At 44.2% G+C, this 14,913-nt stretch carries 12 protein-coding genes, 2 tRNA genes and 1 pseudogene; 10 read left to right on the forward strand and 5 right to left on the reverse strand.

The features are described 5' to 3' along the window. Window positions 1-93 precede the first annotated feature (93 nt). The 5 genes from KJB35_RS08415 (at window position 94) to KJB35_RS08435 (ending at window position 2,570) form a co-directional block, all read left to right on the forward strand. Window positions 94-170 (forward strand) — tRNA-Asp (locus KJB35_RS08415). 35 nt (window positions 171-205) lie between these two features. Further along, window positions 206-282 (forward strand) — tRNA-Trp (locus tag KJB35_RS08420). Between the two features lie 474 nt (window positions 283-756). After that, on the forward strand, window positions 757-1,089 hold the full coding sequence (locus KJB35_RS08425) for a DUF1904 domain-containing protein (protein ID WP_005381768.1): 333 nt from the start codon (window positions 757-759) through the stop codon (window positions 1,087-1,089). Between the two features lie 12 nt (window positions 1,090-1,101). After that, on the forward strand, window positions 1,102-1,938 hold the full coding sequence (mepA, locus tag KJB35_RS08430; protein WP_017633932.1) for a penicillin-insensitive murein endopeptidase: 837 nt from the start codon (window positions 1,102-1,104) through the stop codon (window positions 1,936-1,938). A gap of 323 nt (window positions 1,939-2,261) precedes the next feature. After that, window positions 2,262-2,570 carry a hypothetical protein gene (locus KJB35_RS08435; protein WP_005381765.1) on the forward strand — a complete coding sequence of 103 codons (309 nt, stop codon included), beginning with the start codon at window positions 2,262-2,264 and terminating at the stop codon, window positions 2,568-2,570. A gap of 42 nt (window positions 2,571-2,612) precedes the next feature. Here KJB35_RS08435 and KJB35_RS08440 read toward each other — a convergent pair whose 3' ends face one another. From KJB35_RS08440 to rdgC, 3 genes are all read right to left on the reverse strand, one after another. Then, complete coding sequence (locus KJB35_RS08440) at window positions 2,613-2,867, reverse strand: YfhL family 4Fe-4S dicluster ferredoxin (protein WP_005381763.1); 255 nt, start codon at window positions 2,865-2,867, stop codon at window positions 2,613-2,615. Window positions 2,868-2,869: 2 nt separating this feature from the next. Then, entirely contained in the window at window positions 2,870-4,270 is a 1,401-nt protein-coding gene (gene yegQ, locus KJB35_RS08445; protein ID WP_005381754.1) for a tRNA 5-hydroxyuridine modification protein YegQ, read from the reverse strand. A 165-nt stretch (window positions 4,271-4,435) separates the two neighbouring features. Next, window positions 4,436-5,350 carry a recombination-associated protein RdgC gene (rdgC, locus tag KJB35_RS08450; protein ID WP_005381753.1) on the reverse strand — a complete coding sequence of 305 codons (915 nt, stop codon included), beginning with the start codon at window positions 5,348-5,350 and terminating at the stop codon, window positions 4,436-4,438. Window positions 5,351-5,574: 224 nt separating this feature from the next. Between rdgC and phoB the strand changes: the two genes are divergently transcribed. The 3 genes from phoB to KJB35_RS08465 are packed head-to-tail and all read left to right on the forward strand — an operon-like array spanning window position 5,575 to window position 8,562. Next, complete coding sequence (gene phoB / locus KJB35_RS08455; protein ID WP_005381752.1) at window positions 5,575-6,264, forward strand: phosphate regulon transcriptional regulator PhoB; 690 nt, start codon at window positions 5,575-5,577, stop codon at window positions 6,262-6,264. 40 nt (window positions 6,265-6,304) lie between these two features. Continuing rightward, the gene (gene phoR, locus KJB35_RS08460) at window positions 6,305-7,603 is read left to right on the forward strand and encodes a phosphate regulon sensor histidine kinase PhoR (RefSeq protein WP_005383667.1); all 1,299 of its coding nucleotides are present in this window, start codon (window positions 6,305-6,307) and stop codon (window positions 7,601-7,603) included. Continuing rightward, the gene (locus KJB35_RS08465; protein WP_085569938.1) at window positions 7,603-8,562 is read left to right on the forward strand and encodes a PstS family phosphate ABC transporter substrate-binding protein; all 960 of its coding nucleotides are present in this window, start codon (window positions 7,603-7,605) and stop codon (window positions 8,560-8,562) included. The genes phoR and KJB35_RS08465 overlap by 1 nt, the downstream gene beginning before the upstream one ends. 34 nt (window positions 8,563-8,596) lie before the next feature. On the opposite strand, the gene ppx is transcribed toward KJB35_RS08465, so the two are convergent. Both ppx and ppk1 read right to left on the reverse strand, forming a co-directional pair. Next, window positions 8,597-10,102 (reverse strand): exopolyphosphatase, encoded by a 1,506-nt coding sequence (ppx, locus tag KJB35_RS08470; protein WP_005381749.1) that lies wholly within the window; start codon window positions 10,100-10,102, stop codon window positions 8,597-8,599. Further along, entirely contained in the window at window positions 10,086-12,176 is a 2,091-nt protein-coding gene (gene ppk1, locus KJB35_RS08475; protein WP_005381748.1) for a polyphosphate kinase 1, read from the reverse strand. Before ppk1 ends, ppx begins: the two co-directional genes overlap by 17 nt. Before the next feature lie 207 nt (window positions 12,177-12,383). Between ppk1 and KJB35_RS08480 the strand changes: the two genes are divergently transcribed. Both KJB35_RS08480 and KJB35_RS28435 read left to right on the forward strand, forming a co-directional pair. Continuing rightward, window positions 12,384-14,588, forward strand: a complete 2,205-nt coding sequence (locus tag KJB35_RS08480; RefSeq protein WP_225466713.1) for an ABC transporter permease subunit — start codon at window positions 12,384-12,386, stop codon at window positions 14,586-14,588. Between the two features lie 30 nt (window positions 14,589-14,618). Continuing rightward, window positions 14,619-14,850, forward strand: a pseudogene (locus tag KJB35_RS28435) (phosphate ABC transporter, permease protein PstA); the annotation flags it as partial. Window positions 14,851-14,913: the final 63 nt, after the last annotated feature.

Below are 14,913 nucleotides of genomic sequence, written 5' to 3' on the forward strand. Positions count from 1 at the left end.
TAGGACATCGCCAGGCTTTAGTTTTATTTTCACTTTTTCGAAAAGTGAAGACAAAAGCGGACACTTGCTTATTAAAGCGAGTGATACCACTGCGGAGTGGTAGTTCAGTTGGTTAGAATACCGGCCTGTCACGCCGGGGGTCGCGGGTTCGAGTCCCGTCCACTCCGCCACTTATTTGAGCGTCGTCTCAATAAACACGAATTACAGGGGTGTAGCTCCAATTGGCAGAGCAGCGGATTCCAAATCCGCGTGTTGGGAGTTCGAATCTCTCCACCCCTGCCATACTCTAAAGCCTCAGCAGTAATGCTGGGGCTTTTTTGCATCTGAAGAAAAGAGAATCTGACTAGTTGGAGAGCTGTCGATTCCTCTGATACCAAAGTATCGGGGGATTGAAAGTTCATATCTCCGGGATATTGGTCCACTTCACCTATCCCCCATGTTCATAACCTCTGGCTTAGGTCAGGGGCTCTTTTATTCCTAACGTATAGTTTCGGCGTCAGGTGTATGTTTATCCAACGAATATGGCATACCTTTGCTTCAGATAGTTTTATTTTCTAGTAATGTAATTATTAAATGTTGATGTATCGCTTTGCTCTTTCTGTTTTACCTTCGAATTTTCATAACGCTTTTTCTTCGTTATCGAGCACATCTGATTCACAATCTATTGAAAGGTCAGTGGTTACATTGGCTTGGATGATTACTGACTTGGTTCCTGTTATCATCATGCATTGATGCTAATAATTAGGAAGTAAGTTTATGCCACATTTTCGATTCCGTGCTGTAGAGCCACAAGCTGTTCAGGCATTATCAAAACCCCTTACGGATGAACTTCAGCCTCTAATGGACTGTCCGCGTGAGGATTTTACTTTTGAGTATATCTACACTACGTTTTTCAATGAGGGTGAGGTGAGTGCTGCATATCCTTTTGTCGAAGTGCTTTGGTTCGACCGTGGCCAGGAAGTGCAAGATGAAGTTGCCAAGCTTATTACGCAACAAGTGCGCGGTATCGCTGGTGCCGATATTGATGTTGCAGTTATCTTTTCCGCCTTATCTCCTAAAGCTTATTACGATAATGGCGAACACTACTAAAGGTTAAAGGCTATGAGGCTGAGTTTCATTGTAACTTTGGGTTTATGTTTCTCAGCTTCAGTATGTTCTACTCCTTGGGAGTCTGCGGTTAATCCTACCCGAAACTCTTCCTCCTCTATTGGTAGTTATGCTAACGGTTGTTTAGATGGTGCATTACCCTTGCCTCTCGATGGCGTTGGTTATCAAGTCTTACGTAGTAAAACGAAGCGCTACTATGGGCACCCTAAAACGATAGAGTTTATTGAAAATCTGGCGCTTAAAGCTCATCAAAATCTCAACACCACTCTGTTGATTGGTGATTTGTCTTTACCTAGAGGTGGAAGGTTCTCCTCTGGTCATTCTAGTCATCAAACCGGGTTAGATATCGATATCTGGTTAAGACTTGCTGACCAACCGCTTTCTTATAACGAATTACAACTTCCTAAGCCCATGAGTGTGGTGGATTTAAAAGGTTATTCCATACTTAATCATCGCTGGGAAGAACGGCACTTTAAGCTAATTCGGTACGCTTCAAAAAGTAAGGATGTTGCACGAATTTTTGTACATCCTGTTATTAAGGAGCAACTTTGCTTGCAAGAAAACGGCAAAGATCGTTCTTGGTTACGTAAAGTACGTCCATGGTGGGGGCATCATTACCACTTTCACGTCAGGTTGTCTTGTCCTGATTCGAGCGACTATTGTGTTGATCAAGCACCACCTCCAGTAGGCGATGGCTGCGGTGTTGAGCTTGCAAGTTGGGCCCCGAAAGCAAAACCTATTGATACCCCTCCACGGGTAAAAACAACCTCTAAGCCCAAACGAAAAAAAGTCGTTCCACCTCAATGCTTGCCGCTTATCAATCCTAATTAGTGTTACTCTTCAGGTTTATCTGTACTTGGTGATCTCTTTTATGAAACTGGAGAAACATCATACTTTTGTCTACATTGAATAGTACCAATACAAAAACTAACCCAATTAGTTTTGGGGACATATTATAGAAATCTAAATTAAACAAAGAGTTGTAGTATGGGTAAGTTGTAACTTCTCTGTTTAGAAAAAGATCTTTCGTCACGATACTCTGGTTTCTTAGCAATATGTCTGTCAGTTGGCTAAAAAGCGATAACAACGCAGACAAGTGTGTAAGGCAGGGATATGCCCTTTTCCTGTTAGAAGAGTAAATCAAGGACAAAACCATGACTATGATTTGTGCAAAAGAATTTGCAGAGTGGTTAAGACACAGATTTAGCAGTGATACTAAAGGAGTCTCTTTGACTCGAGAGGATGTGAATCACCTGACTGGGCGTCAACGCCTTGATCCGGGTTTTGTTAATGATGTGCATTATGAGCTGATGCAATATGGAATGGCTTTCGTTACTGATACGAGCCGAGAAAACTTTTATTTAATACCTGTTTCTCAAGCGGAAAATTGGCGTGAGAGACTAGAGTATCATTTTGAAAAAGAGCTGTTCTGCAATATTATCCCTATTGAAAAATCAGGTTGAGAAAAGGTTCAACTTTGATGCCAAAGTTGAACCTAATTGCTCTTATGCTAACCCTTGAATAATCACGAATTTTTCAAGCAACTGCTCTTCAGTTTCGACATGGTTCGGATCAGTGATTATGCATTTTGTAATTGGACACACTGACTGACAGGTCGGCTTTTCGTAATGCCCCTTACACTCTGTACATAGCGCTGGATCAATTTCGAAAATGCTCTCTCCCATACTGATTGCCCCATTGGGGCATTCGGGATCACACATGTCGCAGTTAATGCATTTATCAGTAATGAGCAAGGCCATGGTTACTTACCAGTCGGGTTACGGGTGTCCTGCCCTGAGTTTAGATTACGCATTAATAGGCCATATTCTAAATCTAGCTCTGCTGGTACTGGAATGAATACAAAGTGACCGTTTCCTTTCGCGTCTTCAATAGACTCTGACTTGCGGTTTTCCATTGCCTCTAGCGTGAAAACAATATTGCCTTTTGGCGTCATTAGTTCAAGGCTATCACCGACAAGAAACTTATTTTTTACTTCTACTTCAGCCATGTCACCACGACGTTTGCCAGTGAATTCACCAACAAACTGTTGAGCATCAGAGACTGAGTAACCGTAATCGTAGTTTTGGTAAGTATCGTGTGTATGACGGCGTAGGAAGCCTTCAGTGTAGCCACGGTGAGCTAGGCTTTCTAGTGTACCCATTAGGCTTTCATCGAATGGTCGACCTGCTACAGCATCATCAATTGCTTTACGATAAACTTGAGCGGTACGTGCGCAGTAGTAGAACGATTTAGTACGACCTTCAATTTTCAATGAGTGAACACCCATCTTAGTTAAGCGTTCAACGTGCTGAACCGCTCGTAGGTCTTTAGAGTTCATGATGTAAGTACCATGCTCGTCTTCGTAAGCTGCCATTTTTTCTTCTGGACGGTGTGCTTCAGAAAGTAGAACGACTTCATCTGTTGGTTTGCCGCGACCAATTGTGGTTTCAGGACGCTCGTCTTGTACTTCGACAGGCTGTGCTTCCGTCGGGTCGAATTTCTCTACGATGTCACCAGCGTCGTTTTCTTTACCCTCTTCAACTTTGTATTCCCAGCGGCATGCGTTAGTGCAAGTGCCTTGGTTAGGGTCACGTTTGTTGATATAGCCAGAAAGTAGGCAACGACCAGAATAAGCCATGCATAATGCACCGTGAACGAATACTTCAAGTTCAGTTTCAGGGCAATGCTCACGAATTTCTTCGATTTCTTCTAGAGATAGCTCGCGAGAAACGATCACACGTTCCACGCCATTCGCTGCCCAGAACTTAACGGTCGCCCAGTTTACAGCGTTCGCTTGTACAGAAAGGTGAATTGGCATTTCTGGGAAAGCTTCACGAACCATCATAATTAGGCCTGGATCTGACATGATCAATGCGTCAGGACCCATCTCTACGATTGGCTTAAGATCACGGATGAACGTTTTTAGCTTCGAGTTGTGTGGTTGAATGTTACATACCACATAAAGCTTTTTGCCTAGGGCGTGGGCTTCATCGATACCGATTTTTAGGTTCTCGTGGTTAAACTCGTTGTTACGTACGCGAAGGCTGTAGCGAGGTTGGCCAGCGTAAACTGCATCTGCCCCGTAGGCGAATGCGTAACGCATGTTTTTCAGGCTGCCCGCTGGAGATAGTAGCTCAGGCACGAATGCTTTCTCAGTTGTCATTGCTCAATTCTCTTTTATCTGATCACAAGTCAGGCCAATTCCACCTAATGGAAATGGGGCGCAAATTTTACGTCAAAATGTGAACTGTGACTAGGGTAATTGTGCTTCAGATAGAAAAACGCCCTCAAAAAAAGTGAGGGCGTTATGGTTAACCTTTATACAAAATTAAGCGTTAGGATTCGGTAAGCCGCCTAGCGCATCGTATAGGTTGGGAAGGAAAGCACTGAACTCTCCACACATTAGAGAGAAGTCTGCATCAAATCGAGCTGCTTGATCTTCACGTGGAATATCATCGTTTTGATCTTTCAATTCATCAGAGAATTTTAGACGTTTGATGCCTGCATCTTCCGTCATAATGAACTCAATACGATCTTGCCAATTAAGCGCAAGTTTCGTCACGACTTTATCCGCAGCGATGTGGTTGCGGATTTCATCAGTGGTTAGCTCTTGCTTCTTACAGCGAATCACACCACCTTCTTCAAGTACGGATTTTAGCTCAGCTTCGTCCATCATGCTGATACCTTGAGGTGTGTCACCGCTTTTCACCCACTCGGTTAGCGTAGTTTCAATCGCCACTTCTGGAATAGCAGGAACAACAGGTAGACTACCCATGGTTTTACGAAGCAATGCTAATACATCTTCTGCTTTTTTATAGCTGCTTGCATCAACAAGGATAAAACCTTCTTTTGGCATGATGAGCACGTGAGTGTGGCTGCTGCGGCTGAATGCGCGCGGCAGTAAATCCATTACGATGTCATCTTTCAGGTTGTCTTTCTCTTTCTTCTTCAGAGGACGACCTTCTTGCGCTTCCATTGCTTCTACTTTTGCATTCAATGATTCTTTGATCACAGAGGCAGGTAGCATTTTCTCTTCTTTCTTGGCGCAAATCAGAATGCGGTTTTCTGACACGTGAGTCATCATATCGCCATGTCTACCCATTGCACTGACCCAGCCAAATTTCTGTTTGTCTTGACTGCCACACGGGGTGAATCGGAATTCAGACAGCTGAGTTTCTAGTTGTTCGGCGTTAAAAGTAACCTCGCGGTTAACGCGGTATACCAGACAGTTTTTAAACCACATAAATCTTCTCTAGGCTTGATGACAAGGGACTAATCATAGGGAATTTTTGTGCTGATGTCTTAATAGAAATGAAAAATATCCGAATGAACCTCAAAAGAAAGTTATATGAAAATTTGTTTTCAAAGGTCACAAAAGTGTCATAATTGGTAGTGATAATGCTTATGCATAGAGAGGCGCTTTGTCTCTTAAATTCATTAGCTCAACGAACATAAGGTTACTCAATTATGTCTAGAAGGATTCTGGTTGTTGAAGACGAAGCTCCTATTCGCGAAATGCTGTGCTTCGTACTTGAGCAGAAAGGTTACCAAGCGGTAGAAGCGGAAGATTACGATACTGCAGTAACCAAACTGGCTGAACCCTTCCCTGATTTAGTTTTACTGGATTGGATGTTACCAGGCGGTAGTGGCATTAACTTCATCAAACATATGAAGCGAGAGGAATTAACGCGCAACATTCCAGTTGTGATGCTTACCGCTCGTGGTGAAGAAGAAGATAAAGTGCGCGGTTTAGAAGTCGGTGCGGATGACTACATTACTAAGCCATTCTCTCCTAAAGAGTTGGTTGCACGCCTAAAAGCGGTGATTCGTCGCGTTACCCCTACTGCACTAGAAGATGTAATTGATGTACAGGGATTGAAGCTTGACCCTGTATCGCACCGTGTTACGGCTAATGATGCGCCATTAGACATGGGCCCTACAGAATTTAAGATGCTTCATTTTTTCATGACGCATCAAGAACGCGTATACAGCCGTGAGCAGCTATTAAACAATGTTTGGGGCACTAACGTGTATGTCGAAGACCGTACGGTTGATGTTCACATTCGCCGCCTGCGTAAAGCATTGGAAGCTGCAGGGCATGATAAGCTGATCCAAACTGTTCGTGGTGCTGGATACCGCTTCTCGACGAAGGCATAAATTAACACGCAGCTTATCGGTACCATTTCTGGAGTTATGAGTGGTTGAAAGATTAACGTGGAAAAAGCTGGCTTGGGAGCTGGCTTTTTTTTACACCCCATGGGTGATAGTAGGTTGGATATTCGGTTATATGCCGTGGTTGCTTTTGGCTGCTACGGCATTGCAGCTTGTGTGGCATTTGCATAACCAAGTACGTTTATCTTCTTGGTTATGGGATGAAAAACGCCTCACGCCACCATCTGGTAGCGGTAACTGGGAATCTTTGTTCAATGGGTTGTATCGCTTACAACAGCGCCAACGCCGCAAACGAAAAGAGCTTACTAATCTTATTCGTCGATTCCGAAATGGTGCAGAATCGCTACCCGATGCGGTAGTGGTATTCCGTGCTGAAGGCAATATTGTTTGGTGCAACAAGCTGGCTCAGCACTTACTGGGCTTCCATTGGCCAGAAGATTCAGGTCAACCTATCTCCAATCTCATTCGTACACCTGATTTTATCAAGTACCTCAACAAGAAAGACTTTTCAGAGCCATTAGAAATGCGTTCACCACTCAATGTCGAACGCATGCTAGAACTACGTATCGTACCGTATACCGAAGGTGAACATTTGATGGTGGTGCGTGATGTTAGCCAGTTAAAACAACTTGAGGGAATGCGTCGCAACTTCTTTGCCAACGTATCTCATGAACTGCGTACACCAATGACGGTGCTACAAGGTTATCTTGAGATGACAGAAGATCCTGATATGGTCGTGGGTCCTATGTGGAGCAAAGCTCATGGTGTCATGACGGAGCAGCTTAACCGCATGAACAGTTTGGTGAACCAACTACTGACACTATCTAAAATTGAAGCGGCACCTATGCATGAGCTTGAGGAAGTCGTGAATGTGCCCGCGATGCTTGAAGTGTTAGAAAAAGAGGCGGTTAGCCTTAGTGGGGACAACCAACATAAATTGAAATTTGATGTTGATGCTAGCCTACGCGTGCTGGGCGATGATGACCAGTTACGTAGTGCTATCTCTAACCTCGTTTATAATGCCGTCAAATACACACCGCCTGGTGCGAACATTAATGTTCGTTGGTTCCAGACCTCTCAAGGCGCATGCTTAGAGGTGGAAGATAGTGGTGATGGTATTGAACCTCAGCACCTCCACCGACTTACTGAGCGTTTTTATCGAGTGGATAAAGCAAGATCACGTGATACTGGTGGAAGTGGTTTAGGGCTTGCCATTGTAAAACACGCGCTGAGTCACCATGACTCTCATTTAGAAATTCACAGTGAAGTAGGCGTGGGTAGTAAGTTTTCTTTCGTATTGCCTGAGCGTTTGGTGGTGAAATAATGGCTTTACGATTAGCAAAAACATTCAGTTTATTCGCGCTTGTTTGTTCTTTTATGGCTGCCGCTCAAGATAAACCATTGCCGAGTTATCATAAAACGACGGGGATTGTCGGGAACTTGCTCTCTGTTGGCTCCGATACACTTGCGGGTATGACAACGCTTTGGGTTGAAGAGTTTAAATCCATTTACCCGAATATTAATGCGCAAGTCCAAGCGTCTGGCTCTTCTACTGCCCCTCCAGCATTGACCGAACAAACAGCTCAGTTTGGTCCCATGAGTCGCCCTATGCGTTTAAGAGAGATAGAAGCGTTTGAACGTGAACATGGCTACAAGCCAACGGCGCTTAGGGTAGCCATCGATGCAATCGGTATTTTTGTTCATCAAGATAATCCAATTCAAGGTCTTAACTTTAGTCAATTAGATGCTTTGTTTTCTGCCACGCTACGCTGTGGCGAAAGTCAATTTGTAACAAACTGGCAGCAACTCGGTCTTGAATCACAGTGGGCAAAGCGAAACGTACAGTTGTTTGGTCGTAACTCCGTTTCTGGAACTTATGGTTACTTCAAAAGTAATGCCTTGTGTGGCGGCGATTTCAAGACTCGAGTTAACGAGCAGCCAGGCTCCGCGTCAGTAGTGCAAGCTGTAGCGTCAACCATCAGTGGAATTGGTTATTCCGGTGTTGGTTATCGAGTGGCAGGCGTGCGCTTAGTCCCTGTGGCTAAAATGGGAAATGACTACGTGACTCCAACGCGAGAACATATTGTTAGTGGTAAGTACCCACTATCACGTTACTTATATGTTTACGTGAATAAGCACCCTGATTACCCATTAACACCAATTGAAGCTGAGTTTATTCGCTTTATCTTTTCTGCTCAGGGACAAGCGTTGGTTGAGAAAGATGGTTATGTGCCCATTACGGCAGACTTTGCAGAAGAAGAGTTAAAAAAAGTCGGCCTGTAAGCCGACTTTTTATTTAGGTATGGACAGTACGAGATCAGAAAGTGAGTGTCCACTTCGCGCTGTCCCAACGTTCTTGTTCTTCCTGTAAATCCGCGTGAAGTAATTTATTGTTTTCTAGCCATGCTTCATCTGTGCATGTGAGAATCCATTCGTCATTTTTGATAGATAAGGTGATATCAGGCAATGGATCTTCATTACGCTGCCCATTTAATACGATAGAAAGTCGTAATATTTTGATGAGGCTTATAACGTCACTCTGTTTATAGAGGTTGAAATCTGGTAGTTCTTGCAATTTGAGCGCTTTACGCTGGAAGCGAGCTAATGTTGCAAGCACTAATTGCTGCTCACGGTTGAAGCCTTGTAGGGTGGAGTGCAACAGAATATAAAAAGAGTGGCGATGGAAACTACGCAAGTTAATACTTAATCCGACTTCATGAAGCAACGCTGCCCACTCTAGTAAGTCAAATAACTCACTCTTTTTCTTAATGCCTAGTTCAGAGCGTACCTGACATAACATCTCACGTGCATGCCCCTTAACACGAGCGGCATGCTCTAAGTCGACCCGGTGCTTGTTGGCTAAATTTTCTGTGGTGCGCATGCGAATATCGGAGCGCGCAAAACGCTCTTCCATTTCGTACAACAGGCCTTCGCGCAGAGCACCATCGGAGAAAAACATCTGCTCAATGCGAAGCGCTTTGAAAATCGCGGACAAAATCGCTACGCCTGCTGCGAATACGGGTTTACGTTCTTCTGTTAGACCAGTCAGTTCAATATCTTCAATTGAATCAAATTTACACAGAGTTTCGATAAGTGTATCCAGTCGACTCGCTGTGATCAGGCCATCTTCAAAACCTAATCCTACTAGCACTTCTTGAATCGCTTTGATGGTTCCTGATGAGCCGAGAGCAATATCCCAGCCCTTTTTACGATATGTTGAGGCGATGGACTCGAGTTTTTGTTCGGCCGCTAACATCGCCTTACTGAAGTTTTTGCCTGACAGTTTGCCGTTTTTAAAGTATTGCTCTGTAAAACTGACGCATCCCATCTGTTTACTGTTGAGAAGCTCAGGCTCAAATTCTTGTCCAATAATCATCTCGGTACTGCCACCTCCGATATCGATGACTAGTTTGGAGTTGGATTCTACTTGAGTGTGCGCGACACCTAAGTAAATCAGGCGGGCTTCTTCTTCTCCAGGGATAATTTCTATTGGGAAAGGCATCACTTCTTTTGCACGCTCGATGAAAAGGTGGGCATTTTTAGCGCGTCTTAGTGTGTGTGTGGCGGCGATACGTACATTTGACTCATCAAGCCCTTGCAACCTTTCAGCGAACATGGCTAAGCATTCTAGCGCACGCTCCATTGCGGCGTGACTTAAGTTCAATTCACTGTCGAGTCCTGATGCTAAGCGAACACGTTGTTTATGACGACTAACCAGTTGTAGGTCACTGCCAACAACTTTGGCCACCACCATATGGAAACTGTTTGAGCCGAGGTCTATCGCGGCAATGTAGCGAGTATCTTGTTCAAGTATTTGAGGCATCTGAATTTTGTTTTCTAGTTTGCTTTTCTATATTTTTAAGATAGTCATAGATAGCGATTTGAGAGCGAACTTTTTTGCGATTACCTCGTGGTACGTAAGCGTTACTCATTTCTTTATCTATTAAACGAGCCTTTACTGTATCGGTAAAATGGATATTCGTTATATCAATAATTCTCTGTTTCAAACGTGGATCACGGACTGGTACTGCTACCTCGATACGGTGATCAATATTTCTTGTCATCCAGTCTGCGGAGGAGATATAAACTTGCGGATCGCCATCATTGTGGGTGATCACCACGCGAGGGTGCTCAAGAAAGCGGTCAACAATACTGATGATGCGAATATTGTCGCTGATCCCCTCAATGCCCGGTACTAATGAGCACATACCTCGAATGATCATGTTTATTTTTACACCGGAAGTACTTGCTCCATAAAGCTTATTGACGATGCCTTTATCGACTAGGTTATTGACCTTGATCGTAAGAGCGGCTTTTTTCCCTAGCTTGGCATTCGCAATTTCATTATCAATTAAGCGGTAGATTTGGGTTCGAGAATTACGAGGAGATACCATAAGGTGATTGAACTTCACTGGTCGGTATGGATTCTCAATGTAACCGAAGACATTACGGACTTCATTAGTGATTTCTTGATCTGCCGTAAGCAGGGAGAAGTCGGTATAAATTCGTGCCGTCTTCTCATGGAAGTTGCCTGTGCCGATGTGTGCGTAGCGAATAATTTCTTCACCTTCGCGGCGGCTAATCATCAGTAGCTTTGAGTGAATCTTAAGACCAGGCGCACCAAAGATGACGTGCACACCCGCTTCAGTTAATACTTTTGACCATTCGATATTGGCTTCCTCATCAAAGCGAGCTTGCAGTTCGACGACCACAGTGACATTTTTGCCGTTGTGCACCGCATCAATTAAAGAGTTCATCAAGCGAGAATCTTTCGCGACGCGATAAATGTTAATCTTGATACTAAGTACTTTGGGATCGAAGGAGGCTTGGCGCACTAACTCACTAATGTGGTCAAAAGTGTGGTAGGGATAATAGAGCAGAATATCTTTCGCTTTAATCGCGTCAAAGCTGTTGGCATAACCTTCGAAATCGGCACATTTCATTGGCGGGAGAGGTTTATTTTCAAGATATTCTCGTCCAACATTTGGAAAGCCGATGAAGTCTTTAAAGTTGTGATAGCGTCCGCCGGGGATAAGGTTATCGTAGTTAGAGATATTAAGTTTGTTACACAGAAACTCTAACATTTGAGGCGGCATATCGCGTTCGTAGACGAAGCGAACGGGCTTTGCTGTCAGTCGCTGATTGACACCCTCTGACATTTGTTCAAGCAAGCTGTACTCGATTTCATTGCGTAAATCGTATTCAGCGTCACGCGTCATTTTCATCGCATAGCCGCTAAGCTCATCATAATCAAAAAAGCCTTTGAACAGCTCGTCCAAACAGTGGCGGATAATATTATCAAGTAAGATGATGGTTTTTCGACGCTTTCCTTTCTGTTCTGGTACCATCACAAAGCGGGGAAGGTGATCGGTCGGAATTTCGATCAGAGCGTACTGGTAATGTTCTTCTTTACGCAGTTCTACGGCGATGTAAGCGTACTCGTCTTTGAGAAATTGCAGAACATCGATCTCGTCTTTCATTAGGAGGGGAGTGATATGCGGCATTACCTCTCTACGGAAGTATTTCGCGATCCACTTTTGTTGCGATTCATCCAGTTGTTGCTCGTTGACCAAGAAAATGCGACGTCGCGCCATTTCTCGAATCAACTCGCTGTAAAGCTCATCAAATTGTTCGTTAAGCTTTAGTGCTTTCGACTGCATTTTGGTTAACAGTCGTTTAGGGCTATCACTGCCACCGCGCTCTTGGCTGATTAGGATTCTGCGCTTCACGTCCGCAAAGCGTACTTTGTAAAATTCATCTAAATTGTTGGAAAAGATCCCAAGAAAGCGAATACGTTCGATCAAAGGGACGGTTTTATCGGCAGCTTCTTGTAATACTCGTTCGTTGAAAGACAACCAACTCAGTTCTTTTTCTATATATAGTTTTTCTGCGCTCATAACCTTACCTAGCCAAAAGTGAAGTATTACGTACTCATCTTGGAAAAATGGATGAGTGAGAACATTATGAGATTTTCATTACAGATTTATTTCATACCACGCATTGCATAAGAGTTGTATTCTTTTCAGGTGTTTAATGTGATCTGTAATATAATTGTCATCTTAACGACATATTCTAGTACTAAGTCAAAAAAGGTAGAGATTTAAATGGCACAAGCCGAGTTTTCATTGCAGGAAAAAGATAAGAAACGACTGATAAAAGATCGTTTAGTTCGACTTGCAGTGACATCTGGTGGTGTCGGCGTACTCGCGGCGCTTATTTTGATCTTTGTCTACCTCGCCATGGTGATCATTCCGCTTTTTTCTGATGCGGAGATCAAAACCAACCAAGCCATTCGAGCCACTCATATTGAAACACCACTTGCGATTTCAGTGGATGATTACGCTCAGCTCGCGTTCGTTCTAACCCAAAGTGGTGAGATTCAATATTTGTCGATGGACGATCCTACGAAACCTGCGGTGTATACACAGCAAATCGCCCAGAAACCCGTTGCTTTCTCTCAATCTGCTCCTGGGCTAGGTTGGTATGGATTTGTTGATGGGCAGGGTAAAGCGAACCTTTTCAAGCCAGAATTTAATGCTACATTGAGAGAAAATACACGTCCTCCGGAAGTGATTGAGCTAGACACCAGCATGGATCTGACACTAAGTACGCCTCAAGATCCTGTGACTCAGTTTGTATTTGCAGCTTCGACGCCCTTACCAACGGTTGTTTGGCAGACGCAAAGTGGTGAAGTGAAAGCTCGCTGGCAAGTGGCTTCGTCTTTGGGTACGTCTCCTACAACGATCGATTTTACGTTCTCTTCAGGCTTTAATACGCCTCAGCAAATGTTGTTGACACCTGACGGTGAAACGCTTTATTTGCGCGATGGCTCTGAGTTGATCGTGTTAAAGAAAACCGCACGTAAATTTGCTGTGCGAGAGGTGGTCGATCTCACTCAAGGTGATAAGAAGCATTCCGTTCGTACGATAGACTTATTGGCTGGTGCTTACTCGCTTTTGGTGACGCACAACGATGGTCGGGTGTCGCAATGGTTTGATACGCTGCAAGAAGAAAAACGCACGTTAACGCATATTCGTGATTTTAAATTGGCATCAGAGCTTAAGTATTTGTTGCCGGATTCTCATCGAAAAGGATTTTATAGCTTTTACACCAACGGCACGTTGCAAAGCCATTATACAACCAGTGAAAAACTGGTGTTGTTTAAGCGTGCGTACCATCAAGCGCCCGCAATCGCAGCAATGTCTAACAATGAACGCTACTTAATCACTTGGCAAAATAATGCGTTAAATGTTGCGGAAGTGGACAATGCCTATCCGGAAGTTTCATTGTCTTCATTATGGCAAGAAGTGTGGTACGAAGGGTATCCTGAGCCTGAATTTGTGTGGCAATCGACTTCGGCGAGCGATAACTTTGAGGCTAAGTTCAGCCTAGTACCTATTGCGTTTGGAACGATAAAAGCGGCGATGTTTGCGATGCTGTTTTCAGTACCGCTCGCAGTGCTAGGTGCTATTTATACGGCTTACTTTATGTCGCCACGCATGCGTCGTGTAGTAAAACCGTCGATTGAGCTAATGGAAGCACTGCCGACGGTGATCATAGGTTTCCTCGCGGGATTGTGGTTCGCGCCTATTGTCGAAGATCATTTGATTACGATCGTCGTTATGCTGTTTGTTTTGCCCTTGAGCACCATGATTATGGGCGGGCTATGGGCATTAATACCGCAACCTTTGCGGAATCGTCTGCCTAATGGTTGGCATGCTTTAGTGCTCATGCCTGTCATATTGGTACTGATTGGGCTTGGAGTGTGGATTTCGCCTACGATTGAGCAGACGTTCTTTGGTGGCGATATGCGCTTATTCTTAACCGAGCATGGTATTGGTTACGATCAACGCAATGCATTGGTGGTGGGGTTAGCGATGGGGTTTGCTGTTATCCCGACGATTTTTACCATTGCCGAAGATGCCATTTTCTCTGTACCGAAGCATTTATCGGATGGCTCTTTGGCATTAGGGGCCACGCCTTGGCAAACTTTAATCTATGTTGTCTTGCTTACTGCAAGCCCAGGTATTTTTTCTGCCATTATGATGGGCCTGGGACGCGCTGTTGGCGAAACCATGATTGTATTAATGGCAACGGGCAATACGCCATTAATGGATTGGAATATTTTGGAAGGATTGCGCAGCCTGTCGGCGACCATCGCCGTTGAGTTGCCAGAGTCGGAAGTTGGAAGTTCGCATTATCGCCTGCTGTTCCTAGCTGCATTGATTTTATTTGTGTTTACGTTTGCAGTAAACGCGCTTGCGGAGTGGGTTCGTCAGAGACTGAGAGATAAGTACCGTGCGTTGTAATAATGGTTTGAATAAAGAGCGAGTAATAACGTGTTAAATTGGATTCGTTCTGGCGCACCGTGGATATGGCTAACAGGCGGTGCAGTCAGCATCAGTTTGTTGTCGGTATTAGGGTTGTTACTCCTTATCGGCTGGAAAGGCCTGACTTACTTTTGGCCAGCGCCTTTGTATCAGTGGAATGTTGCAGCGCTGACTCCTGTACAAGGCGAAGTGCTACATGAAAATACTATTCTGATTGGTCAAGTGTATGAGCGCAGCTTTGTACCGAAGAGTTATTTGCCTGAAAGCGCAGCACAACAGTTAGAAGAGGATGAAGATTTTGCCA

The organism is Vibrio sp. D431a (assembly GCF_030248655.1).
Taxonomy (GTDB): Bacteria; Pseudomonadota; Gammaproteobacteria; order Enterobacterales; family Vibrionaceae; genus Vibrio; species Vibrio alginolyticus.

Excerpts from the sequence above, each read along its gene's own strand:
- ppk1 (WP_005381748.1), bottom strand. The coding sequence starts at position 12,176 with ATGAGCGCAGAAAAACTATATATAGAAAAAGAACTGAGTTGGTTGTCT.
- KJB35_RS08465 (WP_085569938.1), top strand. The coding sequence starts at position 7,603 with ATGGCTTTACGATTAGCAAAAACATTCAGTTTATTCGCGCTTGTTTGT.
- KJB35_RS08480 (WP_225466713.1), top strand. The coding sequence starts at position 12,384 with ATGGCACAAGCCGAGTTTTCATTGCAGGAAAAAGATAAGAAACGACTG.
- mepA (WP_017633932.1), top strand. The coding sequence starts at position 1,102 with ATGAGGCTGAGTTTCATTGTAACTTTGGGTTTATGTTTCTCAGCTTCA.
- KJB35_RS08435 (WP_005381765.1), top strand. The coding sequence starts at position 2,262 with ATGACTATGATTTGTGCAAAAGAATTTGCAGAGTGGTTAAGACACAGA.
- phoB (WP_005381752.1), top strand. The coding sequence starts at position 5,575 with ATGTCTAGAAGGATTCTGGTTGTTGAAGACGAAGCTCCTATTCGCGAA.
- KJB35_RS08440 (WP_005381763.1), bottom strand. The coding sequence starts at position 2,867 with ATGGCCTTGCTCATTACTGATAAATGCATTAACTGCGACATGTGTGAT.
- rdgC (WP_005381753.1), bottom strand. The coding sequence starts at position 5,350 with ATGTGGTTTAAAAACTGTCTGGTATACCGCGTTAACCGCGAGGTTACT.
- yegQ (WP_005381754.1), bottom strand. The coding sequence starts at position 4,270 with ATGACAACTGAGAAAGCATTCGTGCCTGAGCTACTATCTCCAGCGGGC.
- ppx (WP_005381749.1), bottom strand. The coding sequence starts at position 10,102 with ATGCCTCAAATACTTGAACAAGATACTCGCTACATTGCCGCGATAGAC.
- KJB35_RS08425 (WP_005381768.1), top strand. The coding sequence starts at position 757 with ATGCCACATTTTCGATTCCGTGCTGTAGAGCCACAAGCTGTTCAGGCA.